This is a genomic window from Paenibacillus sp. J22P15 (assembly GCF_056269345.1).
On record NZ_JBWDNT010000019.1, the window covers coordinates 41,217 to 59,300 of the forward strand.

The 18,084-nt window shown below is 40.3% G+C and carries 11 protein-coding genes; all 11 read right to left on the reverse strand.

Annotated elements, in window-relative coordinates:
• Positions 1–154 precede the first annotated feature (154 nt).
• A complete protein-coding gene (locus tag AC0YN6_RS25090) occupies positions 155–2,497 on the reverse strand; it encodes an AraC family transcriptional regulator (RefSeq protein ID WP_475750287.1) in 2,343 nt (780 codons plus the stop codon).
• Positions 2,498–2,724: 227 nt separating this feature from the next.
• On the reverse strand, positions 2,725–2,976 hold the full coding sequence (locus tag AC0YN6_RS25095; protein ID WP_475750289.1) for a hypothetical protein: 252 nt from the start codon (positions 2,974–2,976) through the stop codon (positions 2,725–2,727).
• A gap of 335 nt (positions 2,977–3,311) precedes the next feature.
• Positions 3,312–3,842: an RNA polymerase sporulation sigma factor SigK gene (gene sigK, locus AC0YN6_RS25100; RefSeq protein ID WP_475750290.1), complete on the reverse strand. Its 531-nt coding sequence runs from the start codon at positions 3,840–3,842 to the stop codon at positions 3,312–3,314.
• A 511-nt stretch (positions 3,843–4,353) separates the two neighbouring features.
• On the reverse strand, positions 4,354–9,441 hold the full coding sequence (locus AC0YN6_RS25105) for a LamG-like jellyroll fold domain-containing protein (protein ID WP_475750292.1): 5,088 nt from the start codon (positions 9,439–9,441) through the stop codon (positions 4,354–4,356).
• A 465-nt stretch (positions 9,442–9,906) separates the two neighbouring features.
• Complete coding sequence (locus AC0YN6_RS25110) at positions 9,907–10,749, reverse strand: carbohydrate ABC transporter permease (RefSeq protein ID WP_475750294.1); 843 nt, start codon at positions 10,747–10,749, stop codon at positions 9,907–9,909.
• A 23-nt stretch (positions 10,750–10,772) separates the two neighbouring features.
• The gene (locus tag AC0YN6_RS25115; protein ID WP_475750296.1) at positions 10,773–11,657 is read right to left on the reverse strand and encodes a carbohydrate ABC transporter permease; all 885 of its coding nucleotides are present in this window, start codon (positions 11,655–11,657) and stop codon (positions 10,773–10,775) included.
• A 98-nt stretch (positions 11,658–11,755) separates the two neighbouring features.
• Positions 11,756–13,075: an ABC transporter substrate-binding protein gene (locus AC0YN6_RS25120; protein WP_475750298.1), complete on the reverse strand. Its 1,320-nt coding sequence runs from the start codon at positions 13,073–13,075 to the stop codon at positions 11,756–11,758.
• 189 nt (positions 13,076–13,264) lie between these two features.
• Positions 13,265–14,875 carry a response regulator transcription factor gene (locus AC0YN6_RS25125; protein WP_475750300.1) on the reverse strand — a complete coding sequence of 537 codons (1,611 nt, stop codon included), beginning with the start codon at positions 14,873–14,875 and terminating at the stop codon, positions 13,265–13,267.
• A gap of 13 nt (positions 14,876–14,888) precedes the next feature.
• Positions 14,889–16,610, reverse strand: a complete 1,722-nt coding sequence (locus tag AC0YN6_RS25130) for a sensor histidine kinase (protein ID WP_475750302.1) — start codon at positions 16,608–16,610, stop codon at positions 14,889–14,891.
• Between the two features lie 248 nt (positions 16,611–16,858).
• Entirely contained in the window at positions 16,859–17,086 is a 228-nt protein-coding gene (locus tag AC0YN6_RS25135) for a hypothetical protein (protein ID WP_475750304.1), read from the reverse strand.
• A gap of 163 nt (positions 17,087–17,249) precedes the next feature.
• Positions 17,250–17,489: a hypothetical protein gene (locus tag AC0YN6_RS25140; protein ID WP_475750306.1), complete on the reverse strand. Its 240-nt coding sequence runs from the start codon at positions 17,487–17,489 to the stop codon at positions 17,250–17,252.
• Positions 17,490–18,084 lie beyond the last annotated feature (595 nt).

An 18,084-nucleotide genomic window follows, 5' to 3' on the forward strand; every position in this document is an offset into this window, starting at 1 on the left:
TCGGATCATATTCATCTTAGAAACTGACAAAAGTGTAGTTTTCCCTGCTGTTATGCGAAAAATTGGACTATCATTTTATAGAAAAACTGCCAAAACACAAAAAAATGGACAACCTGCGCTCAATTCGCGCTTGGTTATCCACTTTTTAATGCTTTTATTCTTCTTGAATGGATTTAATAAAAACATATTCTTTAGGAGAGCAACCAAATCTCTTTTTGAACAATCGGTAGAAACTAGTTTCGTTCGCAATTCCGACCTTATCCATAATCTGCATAACACTTAAATTAGAGGTTTCCAGATACTCCTGGGCGCGTACAATTCGAACCTCGTTAATGTAAGACGCGACAGACATTCCCATCTGCCCTTTGAAAATTTGCCCAAGATATGCTGGTGACATCTTAAACAAGCTTCCTAACTTCTGCAACGATAAATCAAGATCCGAATAATTTTTTTGAACGCTATCCTTAATCGTTTCCACAATGACGTTGTGTTTTTCATGAACTTGATATTTCTCAGTACTAATCATCCGTCGCAGTAGACTCTTCATCTCGTCATGGATTTCTTCTATCGTTTCCAGCTCAACAAATTTGCTATATACCGTGTTAAAGTCGATTGAAGACTGATTGTATTTGAAATCATTCATTTCGAATACTGTCGTAAAAATGGTTCTGATTAATAACATGACCGAAAATGTAATGTGATTGCCCGCTTGTCCGGAAATTTCCTGCAGAATGGCAAACAACGTATTTTCGGCAGCGTCAATATTGTTGGATTTCATCTCCTCAATAAGCTTCTTCTCCAGATGAACGGAATAGTTTAGTTCTTGGCTTTTGTTTTGCTTATCAACCAAATCCGGAGTAATAATCGTGTTCTTACCCATCACATAACGATAATTCGAATTATTCAGCGCGATATGATAACTCTGGGATAGTTCGTGTATTTCTTCAACGACCGACCCTATTGACACTGTTATAGAGAGCCTCAGATAGTTCGCAATATTAGCTTGAAGCTCTTTCATCGATAATTGAAGATTTTGATATATGGTGTCATTTTCCTTAAGTTTGGAATAAGCAATAATCGCAAAATGATCTCTTTTCATGTCCAATGATTCATTCATGAACCGCTCGGAAGTAGTTTCTGAAGAAATATTGACGATAGCATAGTTGAACAGTTCTATATCTCTACTGCTATTACTGTCTTTAAACGATTGATAATTGTCGATTTTCACTACACAGACAACGAAATTTCCGTCCAAATCTAATGAAAGGCGGCTATGCTCATTTAATATGTTCAACTCTTTTTCACTAGCAGCTTCACTATCAATGAGCAAATTTCTTAAGTAATAATTTTTTAATGTCAGCAGGTTATCCTGCTCGTTACTTTGAGCAATAGTTACTAGTTCAACGAACTTACTATAAGAATTATGCAGGAAACCAATCTCATCATGATTAGTATCATCGTCATCGTCTACAATTAACTGCTCAGAACGCATTCTCTGAACAAGACTTCCTATTGGTCTGTAGATTCGTTTCGATAATGTAAATGAAACGAGAATACTTAATGCCAGAAAAATGACCGTCATGATCACAATACTCAATTGAATTTTATTCATATATTTTAATACATCCGAGAGATGTTGAGTTTTTATTAAGACCCAGTCCGCTCCCTCAATGTACATATAAGTAACGAAATAATTACGACCCTCGATTCGGTCGATTAAATAGCCGTATTGCTCACCTCGCTCGATCGACTTTTCAATTTTACTATCAAACAGTTGTTGGATTGGCGCTTGCAAACTTTGGTCAATGCTGTCGTGATTAATGATTTGACGTTTATCGCTAAGCAGGAAAAGTTCACCTTTTGCATCGTTGGTGTTAATGATTTCCAAGTTATTAATAACCAAATCCGCATTAACATTGACAAAAACGGCGCCGTCGAAGATACCTTTAGGACTTGTCGACTCATACATGACATAAGTAAATACCTTGTCATTGTTTTTAGAATCTTGTCCTTTCCTCGCAATCGGTTCCAACATTGGAACAGTCTTATAGCTATTAAGTGTTTTCATTAACTCCTCATCTTCGTAAAACATTTCCTTGTAGGTAGAGAAGTAGAGATCATCCTGCGGGTTATAGACATAGATCGATTGCACTAGCGGATTATTGTTAATGATTGACGTAGTCATTTTATTTATGGTCTGATTAATATCAAAAATTTTATTGTCTGTATCGCTTAGATTTAGCAAATAGTCCGCTTCCGCACTAAAGTATATCGAAGAAATAAGATTTTTAACGGTAGCGTTCATGTACGTAATGTTATATTTCATCTGATACAACGTTTGTTTATTCAATGAATAATTATTCTCTACCACATTTTTCTTCACATTATAATAGATCGTGACCGAGAATATGGTCACTAGAAGACATATTACAATCGCGATCCATAGATATATTCCTTTGAAATAATTTCTGTTTTTGAAAAAAACTCTACGCTGCAACTGGACCCCACCTTGCACATCAGAATTTTCATGAAAGTGCTTTCATAGTATGGTAAATTGGATAAAATCAGCAATAAAAAACTGCATCTATTAAATTCAAAAAGTGACACAATCATTAGCATAACTGGATTAATAAATAATGTAAACTATAAATTCATAATTGATATTGCCGTGGATAGGATCCCAATGTTGTTTCTTTTGTCTTATCGCTTTACATAAACAAACGATTAATTAACAAATTGTACATACTGCAAGAATCTCTTCAACATTACGGCCACTTCCGCACGACTTGCATTAGCAGAGAGATTCAGGTTTTGGACATATTTACCATTAATAATTCCGGCGTTAACACATTGAACTACTGCCTGTCTCGCCCACACGTGGATAGATGATTGATCCACAAATTCAGACAATATTCGCTCGTCTAAATCACTTCCATCTTTGGATTTTCCCGTAGCTTTAATAGCTTTGGCAATCATAACCGCCATCTACTCACGTGTAATCCGAGCTTGTGCCAATACAATCACGATGCCTTCATTTTACAATCCACGATTAGAGCGTAAATATTCATATACAACGATTAGAGTAGCGAATCAGCGGGGATTTCATCCCCCATTCCGTCCCCATGATTATCTATATGGGATAAACAGTTATTGAGCCCTTAAATCGGAAAACAAACCCAACCTTTATTATGATTTGCTGTTTCGTTCAAACAACAGATTAGCAAAAATCACATAAAGAATAGCCACGTTACAAAGACGTGGCCATTGAGTCTACAAAAGAACTTATTCCAACAATATTAATAAATAACCCGTCACCGCTTCGCCTTATAAAACTCATGATAAAGCTTCATCAAAGCCCTCTTCTCTATCCGCGACACATAACTCCGACTAATCCCAAGCTCCTTCGCGATCTCTCGCTGCGTCCGCTCATCCCCACCGTGCTCCAAACCAAACCTTCCAATGACAACTTCTTTCTCACGATCATCAAGTATTTCAAGGTTCTTATATATTTTGCTCTTTTCAATCTTTAACCGCACTCTATCTACAATATCGTCCGCTTCAGTACCAAGGATATCGATTAACGTGATCTCATTGCCTTCCTTATCTATGCCAATTGGATCATGCAACGATACGTCCTTGCGTGTTTTCTTCAGTGACCGAAGATGCATAAGTATTTCATTCTCGATACAACGAGCTGCAAACGTCACGAGCTTCGTGCCTATACCGGTTTGGAAGCTCTCGATTGCTTTAATCAACCCCATTGTGCCTATCGAGATCAGATCTACCAAATCCTCACCTGTATTATCGAATTTTTTGACGTTTTGGACACGAAGCGATGTCATTTACAAATCTGTTTCCCCACTCCACATGTGTTGAGTGTTCAGTGTGAACAAATCTTATACGATGTGCCCCCATCAAATGAACGTCTGACTATCGAACTTTTACAGCTTTACAGGTGAAAATTAACTAAACGTTTTATCTTAATGTTACAAAGCCGACACCCTGTATAGAATAGGGGCGACGGTTTAAGTATTACAACTTCTTTGCTACTTAAGAATGCATTCTTAATCAACACTACATCACTGCCCTGTCTCTTGACATGGTGACACCTTGCTTGTACTGATTCAACTGAAACTAAGGAATGCTCTTGACGCTTTGCTCTTTTCGCCCATAAGTCGGCAGAGAAATTCGGATCAACAAAGTAGCTGTAAACTGGGGCAGCATGAGTTAAAGCACCCACTCACTCTTCTTCAAAATAACACTTTTCTTTAAGATTGTTATTTTTACGATTTTCCTGTACTAAAAAAGCCATTGACCCCATTTAAAATGGAATCAATGGCTTCTTTAAACTGATTATTGCAAAATCGCTGTAGCTACGATCGCAAGGTCTTCAATGTCTACTTTACCATCATGATTGACATCGGCTTTCGCAACCCAGCCCGACTGACCTGATTGTTTGCCGTAAGCTGCTGCAACGATCGCCAAGTCTCCGATTGTGATACCGCCCTGTCCATTAATATCTGCGTTAATTCTCATGGATTCGAACACTTGAATTGCCGCATCCAACGTAGCTTTAGTATCATCTACCTGCTGCTGAGTGACATTCGCATCGTTCGCTATCGCACTAGCCGCATCGATAGACGATTGCAATTGTGCTTTAGATCCAACCGCATACAAGCCGTCCTCATTTCCTTCCACTGCTGCATTGTGCTTAGCTTGAGCGCTTGTGATCAACGCATTCAATTGTGATTTATCTACTGCTATACTGATACCAATTTCAATCACGCGGGAAGAACCATCAACGGACAGTTCTATCCCCTGTCCATTGGCAATAGCGACCTGGTCTATGGAAACTGTCGTATTGGCCGCCTGAGTTGCAGATTTAGCTTTAAATTTGAATGAGAGCAAGTTACCTTGTGTAGGTACGCCAAGCACCCCTTGATTCGCTTTCACGCTTGCAGCCACAATCCGAATTTGTCCCGGCACAGACTCCTTTTTATCGATAACTTTGAATCCGTCTATTAGCGATTCAACCGATTCGAACTGCAATTTCGCCGGATCATAATGAAGCATCAAATCTTGAGCGTACATTACCTGGTGTTCACTTTGCGTAACGTTGCTTAACCCCATCGTTATATCGAATGTTTCGCCAGAAGTCACCTGCTGTGAACCTGTCAAAGTAGATTGAGGCATTGCTGGCGCTGCCAGCACAGTCACTTGGATGCTTGTTGTCAATGCTACATTGTTCGGATTTACCACCCCAGTTGGCAAAGTTACAGTTCCATTTACTGAGAAGGTCTGTACAGTCTTTACAGCTGGATCATAGCTTGAAGTCTCGACATTCCATGTCACATTGGCATTCACACTTTCTGCATCGGTAACCAATTCTACTGTGATAGGCAAGCCCAGGGCTTCTGCCGTCTTAGCTGTTCCGTTGACCACTTCTGTGATTGCTGCCGGTGCAGTTATACTTACGAGCTTCTTCATGATAGGTTGCTCCACGCTTGCCAGCGACTGGATTTGTTCGGAGGACAACGCAACGTTATAAATTCTCGCATCATCGATCAACCCATTGAAGGTTTCGGCGCCGGACTGGTTGCTTCCGATAAACGTACCGGTTGTAGGCATGTTGGGTGACGAGGAACTGCCTGTAATCGGCACGCTGCTGCCATCGATGTATAACTTCCACGTTCCGCTTTGTCTCACCGCAGAGATATGTGTCCACTGACCTACAGGAAGAGCTGACTGTGATTTAAGAATAGCCCTACCTCCAAGCAAGATTCCAACTTTATTGGCATTGTCGCTTTCTAGGAATATGGAATAACCGCTTCCGCTTGTGCTACCGTTCAACAAGATTTGTTGAGCTTTTGACGTGGCTCCATTCCATTTCACCCAGGCAGACATTGTTACATTATCTATGCTGGTGGTGACCAGATTGGCGCTGGCATAACTGCCGCTTCCGTTCAAAATGAGCGAAGCTGTGCCTTCCTTCTTGTCTGCTGTGCTGTACGTTGCGCCACCTTTTAACGTAGCATGAAACCCGTTAGAACTGCTGTCATTACCGTTGCTGTTGAAGCCCCACATCGCCCTGTAATCGGTCAAGGAGAAAGCCTTATCTACAGTTACGCTAATGCTTGTTGTCAATGGCACGTTATTGGGATTTACCACCCCAGTTGGCAAAGTTACAGTTCCATTTACTGTGAATGTCTGTACAGTCTTTACAGTGGGATCATAGTTTGAAGCATCTACATTCCATGTCACATTGGCATCCACACTGTATACATCGGTATCCAAGGATACTGTCTTTGGCAATCCAAGGGCGTCCGCTGTCTTCGCCGTTCCGCTGTCCACTCCTCTAATGGCTGCCGGGGCTGTGATGCTCATGAGATTCGGCACTCCCGATGGTACCACAGTTAAACCGATCTCCGCAGCGCTTGCATACCCACCGACGCCCGCTGTTGCTTCGAGCTTGACATAGGATGCATTTGTCGAAGTAAACGTTGCGATTTTCTTTGTAGCGTCGTTTGCCCAATTTCCATTTGCTACCTTAGTAAAGGACACACCGTCCGTACTCACATACACGTTATAGCCTGTAATAATTCCGTTGTTGCCTGATTGCCTTGGTAAATACGTGACTTCATTGATATTGTAGGTTCCTCCAAGGTTTAAGGCAATCGATTGGGGGAGAACGTCGGATTTATTCCACTTTGTATGCCAGTAAGTTCCCGGGTTTCCGTCAATCGCCATGGAGGCTGCGTTGTTTTCACCAGCGGTTTCCTGGCTTGTCGCTGTTGCCGTAATGTTTGACTGAGGGATCTTATTTACAGTTACGCTAACGCTTACTGTCAAAGGTAATTTGCTCGGGTTTTCAATACCTCTAAGCAGGGCTACTGTTCCTGGTACCCTGAAGCCCTGGACATTCGTCGAAGATGGATTGTAATTAATGCCGCTTAAATCCCAAGTCACATCGCTATTCACGTTTCCATTTTCGGTAACCAGTTGTACTGTTACAGGTAATCCAAGAGCTGACGCAGTCTTTGCCGTTCCGAGAAATGCTGTTATACGTGAAGGTGCTGTTATTCCAACAAGCTTCCACTGTCCACCCTGCAGGCCTACTCTCAATTGGGAGGTTGATTCCGCAGACCGATTTCCTTGTCCATCAACAATATATAATTTGTAAAGTCCGCTGGCTTCAGGAACGGCAATCGAAGTCGCCGACCCGCTTGCCTTGGTCATGGTTGAGCCCTCTGTGAAAATGGTCGTTCCAGAAGGAGCCAGCCAAACGGATTTGCTGTCATCGCCTGCAGGACGAATCTGGATCGACGTCTTCGCTGGGTCATTAACAAATACACTGGCAGGAAGCACATAATCCTGTAACGGGATCGTGGTCGACGGTACGATGTTTTTATAGGCGGGTTCAAGACCTGAGTTCATCGCAATACTATAAACTTCCGTCGGCCAAACGGCATCTTCATAAACGATTACATCTTGGATGTTACTTTTCGGCACGTTCTTATTATCCACTTTATTGATCGTACCGTAGGTTTGAGTGATCGTTAGATCATGCTGTTTTCCCCATGTTCCCGATTCTATTATCCACCTGATCCCTTTATTTACATCGGTAAGATTGTTTGTATAGGACATATAAGCAGATCCCGCATCCGGATGGAGTGCGTATTTATGACCGGAGGGAATACCTTTAATATAGTTGTTGCTAATTGTCGTCCCTGGCTGCTCTCCAAGCGTATAAACCGCACCACCATCGTCCAACATGTTCATGGTATCAATAAATTCGTTGTAGCTGATATTGTTATTTTTTGCGATTGTCGTTGGGATATTTGGTAGAACCGCGGAGGAGTCTCCGTTAAATTGCTCCCATCCCCAGCCAAGTGAAAGCCCTTGATATGGCGTTTTTTCTATGCGATTGTGTTGCAGTGTCAGCGAGTCAACATAGAAAGCCATAATACCGGCAGAACCTGGGAAAAACCTCGATGGTTCTAATACATAGTTATTTGTAATACTGATATTTTTCGGTGCTCCCTCGGTTCCTTCCGTATACTTTTCTTTGGTAGCAGGTGCTCCGTCCGGATGCTTGTAGGTTACCGGGTCATTCTCATAAACATGTTGCGGATGGCCGATAGAAATGGCGCTTCCCCCTGTGGAGTAAATATAGTTCCCAGTTACATTAATATTTTGTACATCATTTTCGATTGAGATACCAACCGCTCCAGTAAGCTTCACTTCACTATCAAGAATTTGAATGTCGTTAGCTGAGCTGATTTTAATCGCACCGGGCAATATATCAAAGTTTCGATAAAAATCTTTATGATCACTACTATTGCCGTAAGCAGTTAAAACGGTTGAACCCTGTGTAGTAGCCGCACCGCTCGAATTACCAACGTGATACAAGTTATAATCGCTGTGTGTAAAGCTAATACCTTTGAAAATAATATGATTCGCCCGTCCAGTTATCGGTGTACCTTCTATACGTACCAACGTTTCTACCGATGGAGCGATGATTTCCGACGTACTCAGATCCTCGCCTTCTCGTGGGTAATAATAGAGGCTTTGTCCCTGTCTATCAAAGTAAAATTGTCCTGGACTGGTTAGCCATTCAAAGACATTGTATACAATTTGAGTACCACTCGTTTTATAACCAGTGTGTGTGTATCGTTGTGCAATTGAGCCAAAAGGCTGCTGCAGCATAGCAGCTACCTGGCCGTTACCAATGTCTTTTAATTGATCGAGAGTAACTATAAAACGATTCCAGGTCATTTGCGTTTCAAGCTCGATATCCGATTGGTTTCTCGTCTTTAAAGGAATATCGGATGCACTGAACACGGGCCCAGCATTCTTCGAACCACTTTCCCAAGCCCAGGAATTTTGCCCTGCCGTAATGGTGTAGGTACCGTAACCGCTTCCAATCGCGCTTAAAGCTTTGCTTGTCATAGATGCACGTTGACCGTTTATATACAATGCTCTTAACTTTGAATCCCTAGTCAATGGCGCCTTATAAATATTTGGATTCGTCGAGTCCTGCGTCCAGCCGCTGATTTGTTGTCCACCGCTAATTACAGGCTTTTCATTTGAATACGCTTGGTAAGTAATGTTATAACCATTAGTGCCTGAATCATCATGGCCGAGTGTAATGGTATTACTGATTCTATAATTGCCTCCGCGAAGATAAACATAAATATCACCAGTCATATTTTGGTTTATTGTGCGTACTTCATCACGCGCACGTTCAATCGTTGCAAATGGGTTACTTAGCGAGCCGTCACCCGTGGTATCGTTGCCTGTATTTGCAACGTAAATCTCTTTCATAATATTCGTAGCTTGCGCTTTCTGGCTCCCAGCTTCAGCTGATACGCTGGACAACGCACTCATGCTTAGAACGATTAGCGAAATCATCGCTATTAACCACTGCTTAGGTTTTCTCAACTTCAATTTCTCCTCTCAATTTTCGAATTTCTCCAATGAAACCAGGGTCCGAGCTTAACAAAGTGTTTGGGTACTTTTATCATGAATTACCTCCTATGAATCACCTCCATAATTTCCGGTTACTCCTTTGTATCCGCTTTCTTGTCTTGTGTTTATCTTATGTTCTTTTTTAGTTTCCATAAAGGGAATATTCTCGGTTCCCTAGTAAAATTGATGGTTTTTTACAATTTTAAGCAATATAACTTCCAGTTAGTTTATATGGTTATGCATGAAAAGACACAGTTAGTTGTTTAACGGAAGGCAGCAATGAATCCAGCTCTTTCGTTTTTACCATTTATATAACAAACCCAGTACCGAGGCGGCACGGGGTTTGTTTTTTACAGATTTTAGTGTGACTTTTGCAGGGCTCACTAGTAAGGAAGCTTTAACCCAGGATTTCCGGTCTCATGATGATTGAGGTCTGTTTCACTTTAATATTGCGCCTGCGGTTAAGGCATTCTCTATTTTCTCGTTTCCAATTAAGTAGGCAATAATCGTCGGAAGACTTGAAACGAGCATGGCCGCCCCAATCAATCCCCAGTCGGATACTCCTATGCTTACGAAAAAATCAAGCAATCCGATCGTAAGGGGCCTAAAGCTATCTTTTCCGGCAATAATGTAGGCAAGTGGAAATTCATTCCAATTACGCATGAATAACAAAACACATTGTGTAGCAAATGCCGGCATGACAACGGGAACAATGATTCGAAAGTATGATTGATAAATGTTACACCCGTCTAAACAAGCAGCTTCTTCGAGTTCTTTAGGCAGTGATCTGAAAAACGCATAGAGCATTAACACACAGGATGGCAGCGAAAAGGCGGTATAAGGTAACAATAATCCGAGATAGCTGTCCTTTATGCCCAAATTCTTAACCAGCATAAACAACGGAATGATGACGACCTCGATAGGAATAATTAATCCCAAAGTAATATACATAATCGCAGTTTTACTGAATTTCCAGTCCATTCTGCTTAAACAATATGCCAGCATACTCCCGATGAGAATCGTGATGACGAGTGTCCCAACGGTATATATGACGCTATTTTTAAAGTAGACAAAAAAGTGGTACTTGCTCAGCGCTTCAGAGAAATTCGTAAATACCCAGTCTTTCGGCAAACCAAATGGATTATCGTATGCCTCACTTTTGGACTTGAACGATAAGCTTATCATCCAATATAAAGGGAAAATAAAGCTGCAGCTCAGCACAAATAAAAATGCTTTTAGTCCATAATTAGATAGATTCGTCCTTATTTGTCTTAATGTCACCGTTTCTCACCCTCTATCCTGTTCTAAAACTCTATTTTTTCTCTGGCAACATACTTATGAATAATAAAAGAAACAACGAGACACTCTACTATAAATAACAATGCAGTAGCCGATCCTACCCCAAAATCGGACCTTTCAAATGCCATATAGTACATTTGATATACGATGGTTCTTGAAGAATCTCCCGGACCGCCCATGGTCATAATTCTTACATGCCCGTATAGTGCCATTGAGCCAAGTACCGAAATGATTAAAACATACTTGACTATATCCTGTAACAGCGGGAGCACAATTTTTATCCTCACTTGAAAAAAATTCGCCCCATCGATCTCAGCTGCTTCATAGTAATTATTAGGGATCGTTTTTATCCCCGTATAGAAAAGTAGCGCATTTAACCCGACATATTGCCACAAGAAAGCTATGGCTATGCTAATAAGTGCCGTATGTTTATCGGTCAACCATTGTTGGGCGAGTTGGCCAAAACCTATTTCTCTTAATATATAATTAAACAAACCCCAGCTAGGCTCATAAAAAGCAACCCACATTTGTGATATTACCGTTACAGAAAGCACTGCGGGGAATACAGCGGTTGCTTTAAAAAATCTCCGTATATTGGGACTCTGTGCATCCATAAGAAATGCCAACATCAGCGAAATAGGCAAGGCAACGAATGTGGATAATGCTACAATGAGAAATGTATTCTTGTTGGCTCGCCAAAATTGAGGGGAGTCGAGTACTTCCTTGTAATTTGCCAATCCGATAAACCCATGGCTCTTAAAACCATCGTGTTTTTGCAGGCTGATCAACAATTCGGGGAAGAGAGGGTACACCACAAAGAGTGTAAAAATAAGCAATCCCGGAAATGCAAATACAAAGATGGAGAGTTTGTTGTTATAGAACCTTCTCATTTTGCCTCCATTTTTTGAAAAGTGATTAGTGTACGACATCCCATAAAGAAATTCTATTCAGAATGGAATGTAGTACACGATAAACTATTCTTTACTGCTTATTTAAACCACGTATTTTCCTTCCACGTTTTATCAAAATCTTTGACAAACTGTTCAGACGTATATTGGCCTGTCAGCAGGTTTTGACCCAGTGTAGAAAACTCAGCAGCTACACTACCGTCCTGGGCATTGAGCGAATAGGAAGCGATTTTTTTAGGTACGGCATTATACCAGTCTAAAAACTTTTTCATTAACGGTTGCGTTTCACCCGATACGTTTCCTGTTTGAAGTGCAACAGGAGCACCAGTGGATTCGAAGTATTGCGCATCTGCCATAGCCAAGAACTCGGCAACCTTAACGGCCTCCTCTACGTTTTTACTTTTCGCGTTTACAGAATAGCCGTTAAGAGGCGAGCCCCAATATTGGGCTACTTCGGTAGGATCGTATTTGTCACTTGCAGAAGGGAATGGGAAGAAATCTACCGTAGAATCATTTGCTAAATCAGGCAGTTCCCAAGTCATCATCATATACATTGCCGCTTTCTTCGATGTAAACAACTCTTTGGCTGGTCCGTAATCAAGATTAGCTACCCCCTCAGGCAATACACCTGATTTCGCTAATTCCTCGATTTTTGCAAGTCCCGCTTTAATGGATGGGTTGTTGAAATCCGTCTTATTGTTTAACATATCATCCATGGCTTGCGGGTCTCCAATTTGTACCATGTTCTGGAATAAGAATATATTCGTTGCCCATCCGCCTTTACCCGGAGTGGAGATCGGTACAACCCCGTTGCTCTTAAGCGTCTGAGCTACTCTTATCAGGTCGTCGAACGTTTTAGGTATTTGTACTCCTGCCTGTTCGAACATATCTTTGTGATAGAAAATGACCGGAGTAAAATATGTATCAGCCCCAGATGAAAGCGCATAAATTTTATCTCTATATTTCAAAGCATCCGGAACCGCATATTTTTCAATAAATTTATCCTTCGTCACATAGGGCGTCAAATCCAGCAAGTTGCCCGCAGACATGATCGGGATTGCCTGACTGGACTCGCCATACCATACATCAGGTAAATCTCCAGATGCATTATACGCCTTTAATTTATTAGATAAATCTGCACCTCCTCCACCTGCTTCAAACTCTACTTCTACATCAGGAAGAGCAGCTTCAATATTTGGCTTAATAAACTTTTCCATAATATTATTTCTGGCTTCATCCGTACTAATTGTCACTACTTTAATTTTAACTTTCTTCACACTCGGGGGGGTGTTCGTTGCGGTGGAAGTACTACCCGAATTTCCACTTGTTCCACATGCTGTCATTGCGATTAAAGCTGAACCGACTAATAATGCGTTAGTTAGTTTCAAATATTTTGACATTTCAAGACCTCCAATGATAACTTTTTTTTCGGACAGCTTATTTTATTCCGCTTTCCTATCCTGAATATATCTTATCCTTTTCGCTTTACACCTTTAAGAGAAAATTATCGGTTCAACAGTAAAATTGTTGGTTTTTTTGTATGCAAACAAAAAATGCTTCCATCTCATAGAAGCATTTTAAAAGAATCATTATTTTTTTATGTTTTCTATATAATTACTTGGTGTTACGCCATAATTTTTTTTGAAGCACTTGCCGAAATAGTTGGCATCCGCATAACCAACTTTATTCGCGACAATTTGAATTAACCGCTCTCCGTGATCAAATAGCTCTTTCGCTTTATACATGCGCACCTCCGTCAAGTAATCGTTAATTGTTTTTCCGGTCTCTTTTTTGAACACAAAGCAAAGGTGGCTGTAATTTGTATATACTTGTTTTGCAATATCGTCAATTTTCAGTTCTTCATATAAAAAGTGGCACTGGATGTAATGTTTTACTTCCTCGACTAATTTCGCCGATTTTGAAAGCTTATTTTGTTGTACGTGGCGTATAGTAGTTGCATACATATCTTTAATCCACTTTTCGATTTGATCAATGGACTGCATTTGTTGAATGGCTGCAAGAAGACTATCGGTATCCGCAAAAACCTCTTTGATGCTCTGTTCTGTTTCTGCGAGGTATTCCAAGCATGTAGAAATCAATTCAACACTTGTAACAAATAGCATGTCAACACTGATATTTTTCGTCCTGAACATGGCGAAATAGTCTGTAAGCCGATTTTCTGTTTCCATGACATTTCCGATGCGCATGCTCATCAACAATTGGCTTCTTTGCGCCATGGAGTATAACGTGGCCATCATCCCTGTTTCCGATACCATGTTATACGGAATAACCCGGTTTTCCCCTAAAATCAATCTATTTTTCAAGGCAAATGATGCCTCTTTATAAGAAATTGATACATCCTCAAGCCCTTTATATATGCCCCCTATTCCAATTGTTACTGTAAACTTCAAATATTTTCGGACAGAATGCCTAATTCTGTCACAGAGCGCCTCCATGTTGTCAAGCGACTCTTTCTCCTTGAAGCCAAGAATGAAGCAAATTCGGTCATATGGATCACGACAAATTGTATACTCATATAGATCCTGAACCAAATCAGAGGCAATATTGGAAACAGCAAATTGCCAGATTTGAAAATTTTTTTCAGTCCAATGAAACTCCTCTTTCCTATCAATTTCGATGACAAATGAAAGATAGTAAGGTGAAAGAAGAGAAATATCCAAATATTCCAGTCTTTGTTCCGCTTCCTTACTGTCATTGGGGAGATTCCCATGCAATATTTCGTTGATCAGCCTGTCCCTTAATACCGGCATATGCTCACGGGCTTGTTTCTTTAATTCATCCATCTCGAGTTTGAACCTTTTCTCGCTTTCGATTATAGATTTGAGCTCCAGTAGCGATTTCTTAATTTCATTCTCATCAATAGGCTTCAAAATGTAATTGTAGATTCCTAACTGCACAGCTTGTTTGGCATAAGTAAATTCGCTATGCCCAGTAAGAATCATAATTTTAAGCTTTTTCTCTTGCTCCTTTACGTTATAGATAAACTCTAATCCGTCCATTACCGGCATATTAATATCGACAAGCGCAATATCCGGATTGTACTCATGAATTTTCTCTAGAGCTTCCTTCCCGTTCTTGGCCTCACAGCAAATTTCAAACCCGAGATCGTTCCATGGCAATGAAACCTTCAATGCCTGTCTAAAATAATATTCGTCATCAACAATCAATACTTTAAGCAAGCTAAACAACCCCTCACTTATCATTTAGTGGCAATTTGATCACAACCTTTGTATATGTCCCTACTTCACTTTCAATTTCGAGGCCATATTCATCACCATATAACAGTTTAATTCGGTTGTTGACACTGCCGACACCGAAATCGGTGTGCTTTGTTAGCTTAGTCGACTGCTTCTTCGGCGGTTTTAATACTTTCTTTATTTCATCAGCGCTCATTCCTACGCCGTCGTCATAGATTTCGATCACAATATACCGCTCTTTTTTATAACCTATTATACTCAAAGTTCCTTGTTCGTTTTTTTGTTTAAGACCATGATAAATAGCGTTTTCAACAAGTGGCTGCATCGTCAGTTTGGGAATCGAATAATGCATGATGTCTTCATCGAAATCAATCGTAAAGTTCATATATTCCATATATCTTAACTTTTGAATTTCCAAATAACTGACGGTTAATTGCACCTCATCACTGAATTTAATGATATCGTTTCCTTTACTGAGCGAAATTCTGTAGAAAGTGGCTAAGTATCTCGAAGCAGTTATGGCTTCTTCCTTCATATTGAGCTTGATAAATGAAATAACGGTTTCAATCGTATTGTACAGAAAATGTGGCTTGACTTGTGATTGAAGTAGTTTAAACTCTATTTCAGCTTTCGTTCTCTGTTCTTCATAGTTTTCAACAATGAGATTCTCGATTCGGTTCATCAGACTGTTTAAGCCTTCGCCGAGCAATCCGATTTCATCTAAAGAATTATTGTCTATCCTAACATGTAAATGGCCAAGCCGTATTTCCTTCATCGTCTTTGCGATCTGCAATATCGGCCTGGTAATGGTTCGTGAAAGCATGAAGGAAACGATAAAGGCAAATAACAAACACATAATTCCTATAATAACGATCAACTGGTTAATTTTTTTATTCTCGACCGTGACCTCATCAAGTGGAATCACACTTAAAATTTTCCACTCTAGTTTTTCAAAGTTATGTGTAGTTATTAGAACTTTGTCTTTGCCGCTTCCGTTTATATGACTCTCATTCATGCGAGACTCATTATTAAACGTAATTTTGCTTATATCACTGAATTTTTTATAAAGCTCATTCTTGTCTTGAGACGATATGACCTCCCCGTTTTTATTTAAAATGTAAAATCTGCCGCCCTTATATTTCATATGATCCAAATAAATAGACGCGATATCTTTTTCTGTAAGATACAAAACGACAACCCCTACAGTCTTGCCTGTATCTTTATGAATGACCGCTTTCGCAACTGCAAAACTGTTTTCAATAGTGCCGTGATTGTATTTAAAGGCAAACAGGTTTGTCCAGACAGGAACTTGTTTTTCCTTGATCATGCGGATCAAATCCGGATTCATTATTCTTGATATGTTGTTGTTATCAGCGTAGCCTATATCAAAGAGATGGTTTTTGTAGTCCATCACACTTGCGGCGGCAATTAGAGTATTAGGCCGGACAAAATTGCTTATGACTTCAGAAAGCGTGTTTTTAATATTCAGGTTTTGCAAGGAGTCAGTCGCTCCCGATGTGCTTGAAAGATAATCCATTTGTCCTTGAAGCTGGGTCTGTAACCTATGATCCGTTGCGAGTATTCTCGAATAATCCTCAATATTATTTGCAAGCGTTTTCAAATTTTTATCGATAAGCTCCAGTTCTCTAGAAGAGTTACTAATGGCTTTATCTACAATTGCTTTACTTGAAACAATATTTGCAAAAAATGCGAGCATACTAAGAGACACTACAATAATTAAGATATTACTAAAAAATATTTTGTTCTTTATCGATAAACTCTGATATTTATTCTTTATCTTTTTAGAATGTTCTTTATAATTCATAGATGTCTCCCATTCATCAGAAATCATACTTGCCTGCACCGGTTGGTCGTCCGACCAAGGCAATCACCTGACCTGGCGAAGCTTGCAAGGACAAGTTCTTCAGTACCGTGTCATCGGGATTGTAACCGAAGAAGAGCCGGTCAAACACCAATTCCCCTTTGATCGGCTCTTCCGGCGTAATCTCGAACATAGCCTTCGTCTACGGCTCCTGATCCATCCCCCCCGCTCGGCTTCAGCAAGGACTGAAGGAGGTTGTATTGGTTGGCCAAGCGATTGATCGGCTGACTGAACTGATCGAAATAATTCAGGAAGCTGACGATGAGACCAATCGTAATCAGATCATGATATGCGAAGATGCCGCCGGACATCGAGATCCTCATTAGGCGAATTAATCATTCATTCACAGTAGACTCTCTCTTTTATGTCTCCAGTCGATATGTGTAATATATAGTAATTTCGACCAATTTATTAGAGAATCCTGCTTATTTCTTTTGCTTCTTTTGTCGGTACTTTTACTCGTGCAACGTCTTCCTAGCCTGACTGGAGAACGAGAACTTCCAACTGGTTATAAAGGAGTTGCGCTTCCTCTCGCAGTTCCACATCTTCTGATTGAATCGCTGCACAAAGCATGCTATCAGCTTGTTGTTGCAGCTGCCGCACTCCTATCTCCTCTTTCCCGTTGTCAAAGACAGCGATCGCATCTTCAATGGTCACAGCATCCTCAGTGGTTTTGACCTGCTTTTCTAAGATCAAGCACTTTATGCTGTCCATCCGCTTGCAGATCGTACCAAGGGAGTTCAATAAGAATTGATTTTGTTTCTCCGTCAAGCACATCGGTTGTGGTGCAAGAATATATAAGGAGGAGTTTTTAGTTGATACCTGTAGTGAAAACAAACATAAAGCCCAGGATAGGTTTGTTTAATCTTCTCTCTTATCTCTTTCCCTTTAAACTGATCCAATAACAAATACCGCGCCACAGACAAGACAGGTGATACGGGATCCGAACTTTAGATTCAAGTGTAGTATGGACAAGCTCTCATATCAGTGGCATAGGCATGGAATGCAAGCAGCATCATTGGGGCCACGAAACGAAACCACAAACAACTCCCTGGCAACTGCCAAAACACAAAAAAAGTGGATAACGAAGCGCTCATTTCGCGCTTCGTTATCCACTTTTTACTGCTCTTATTTTTCTTGAATGGATTTAATAAATATCTTTACAGATTAAAAGTTTCAGTTAGGTATTCTCTAAGATAAATAAGAACATACGCTATAATTATTCGGCTAACATTTTTTGCTTCATTATACTCTCCTATCATATCTTATATAAATTACATATTTCACATTTTTTCAATCGCCTTTTGAA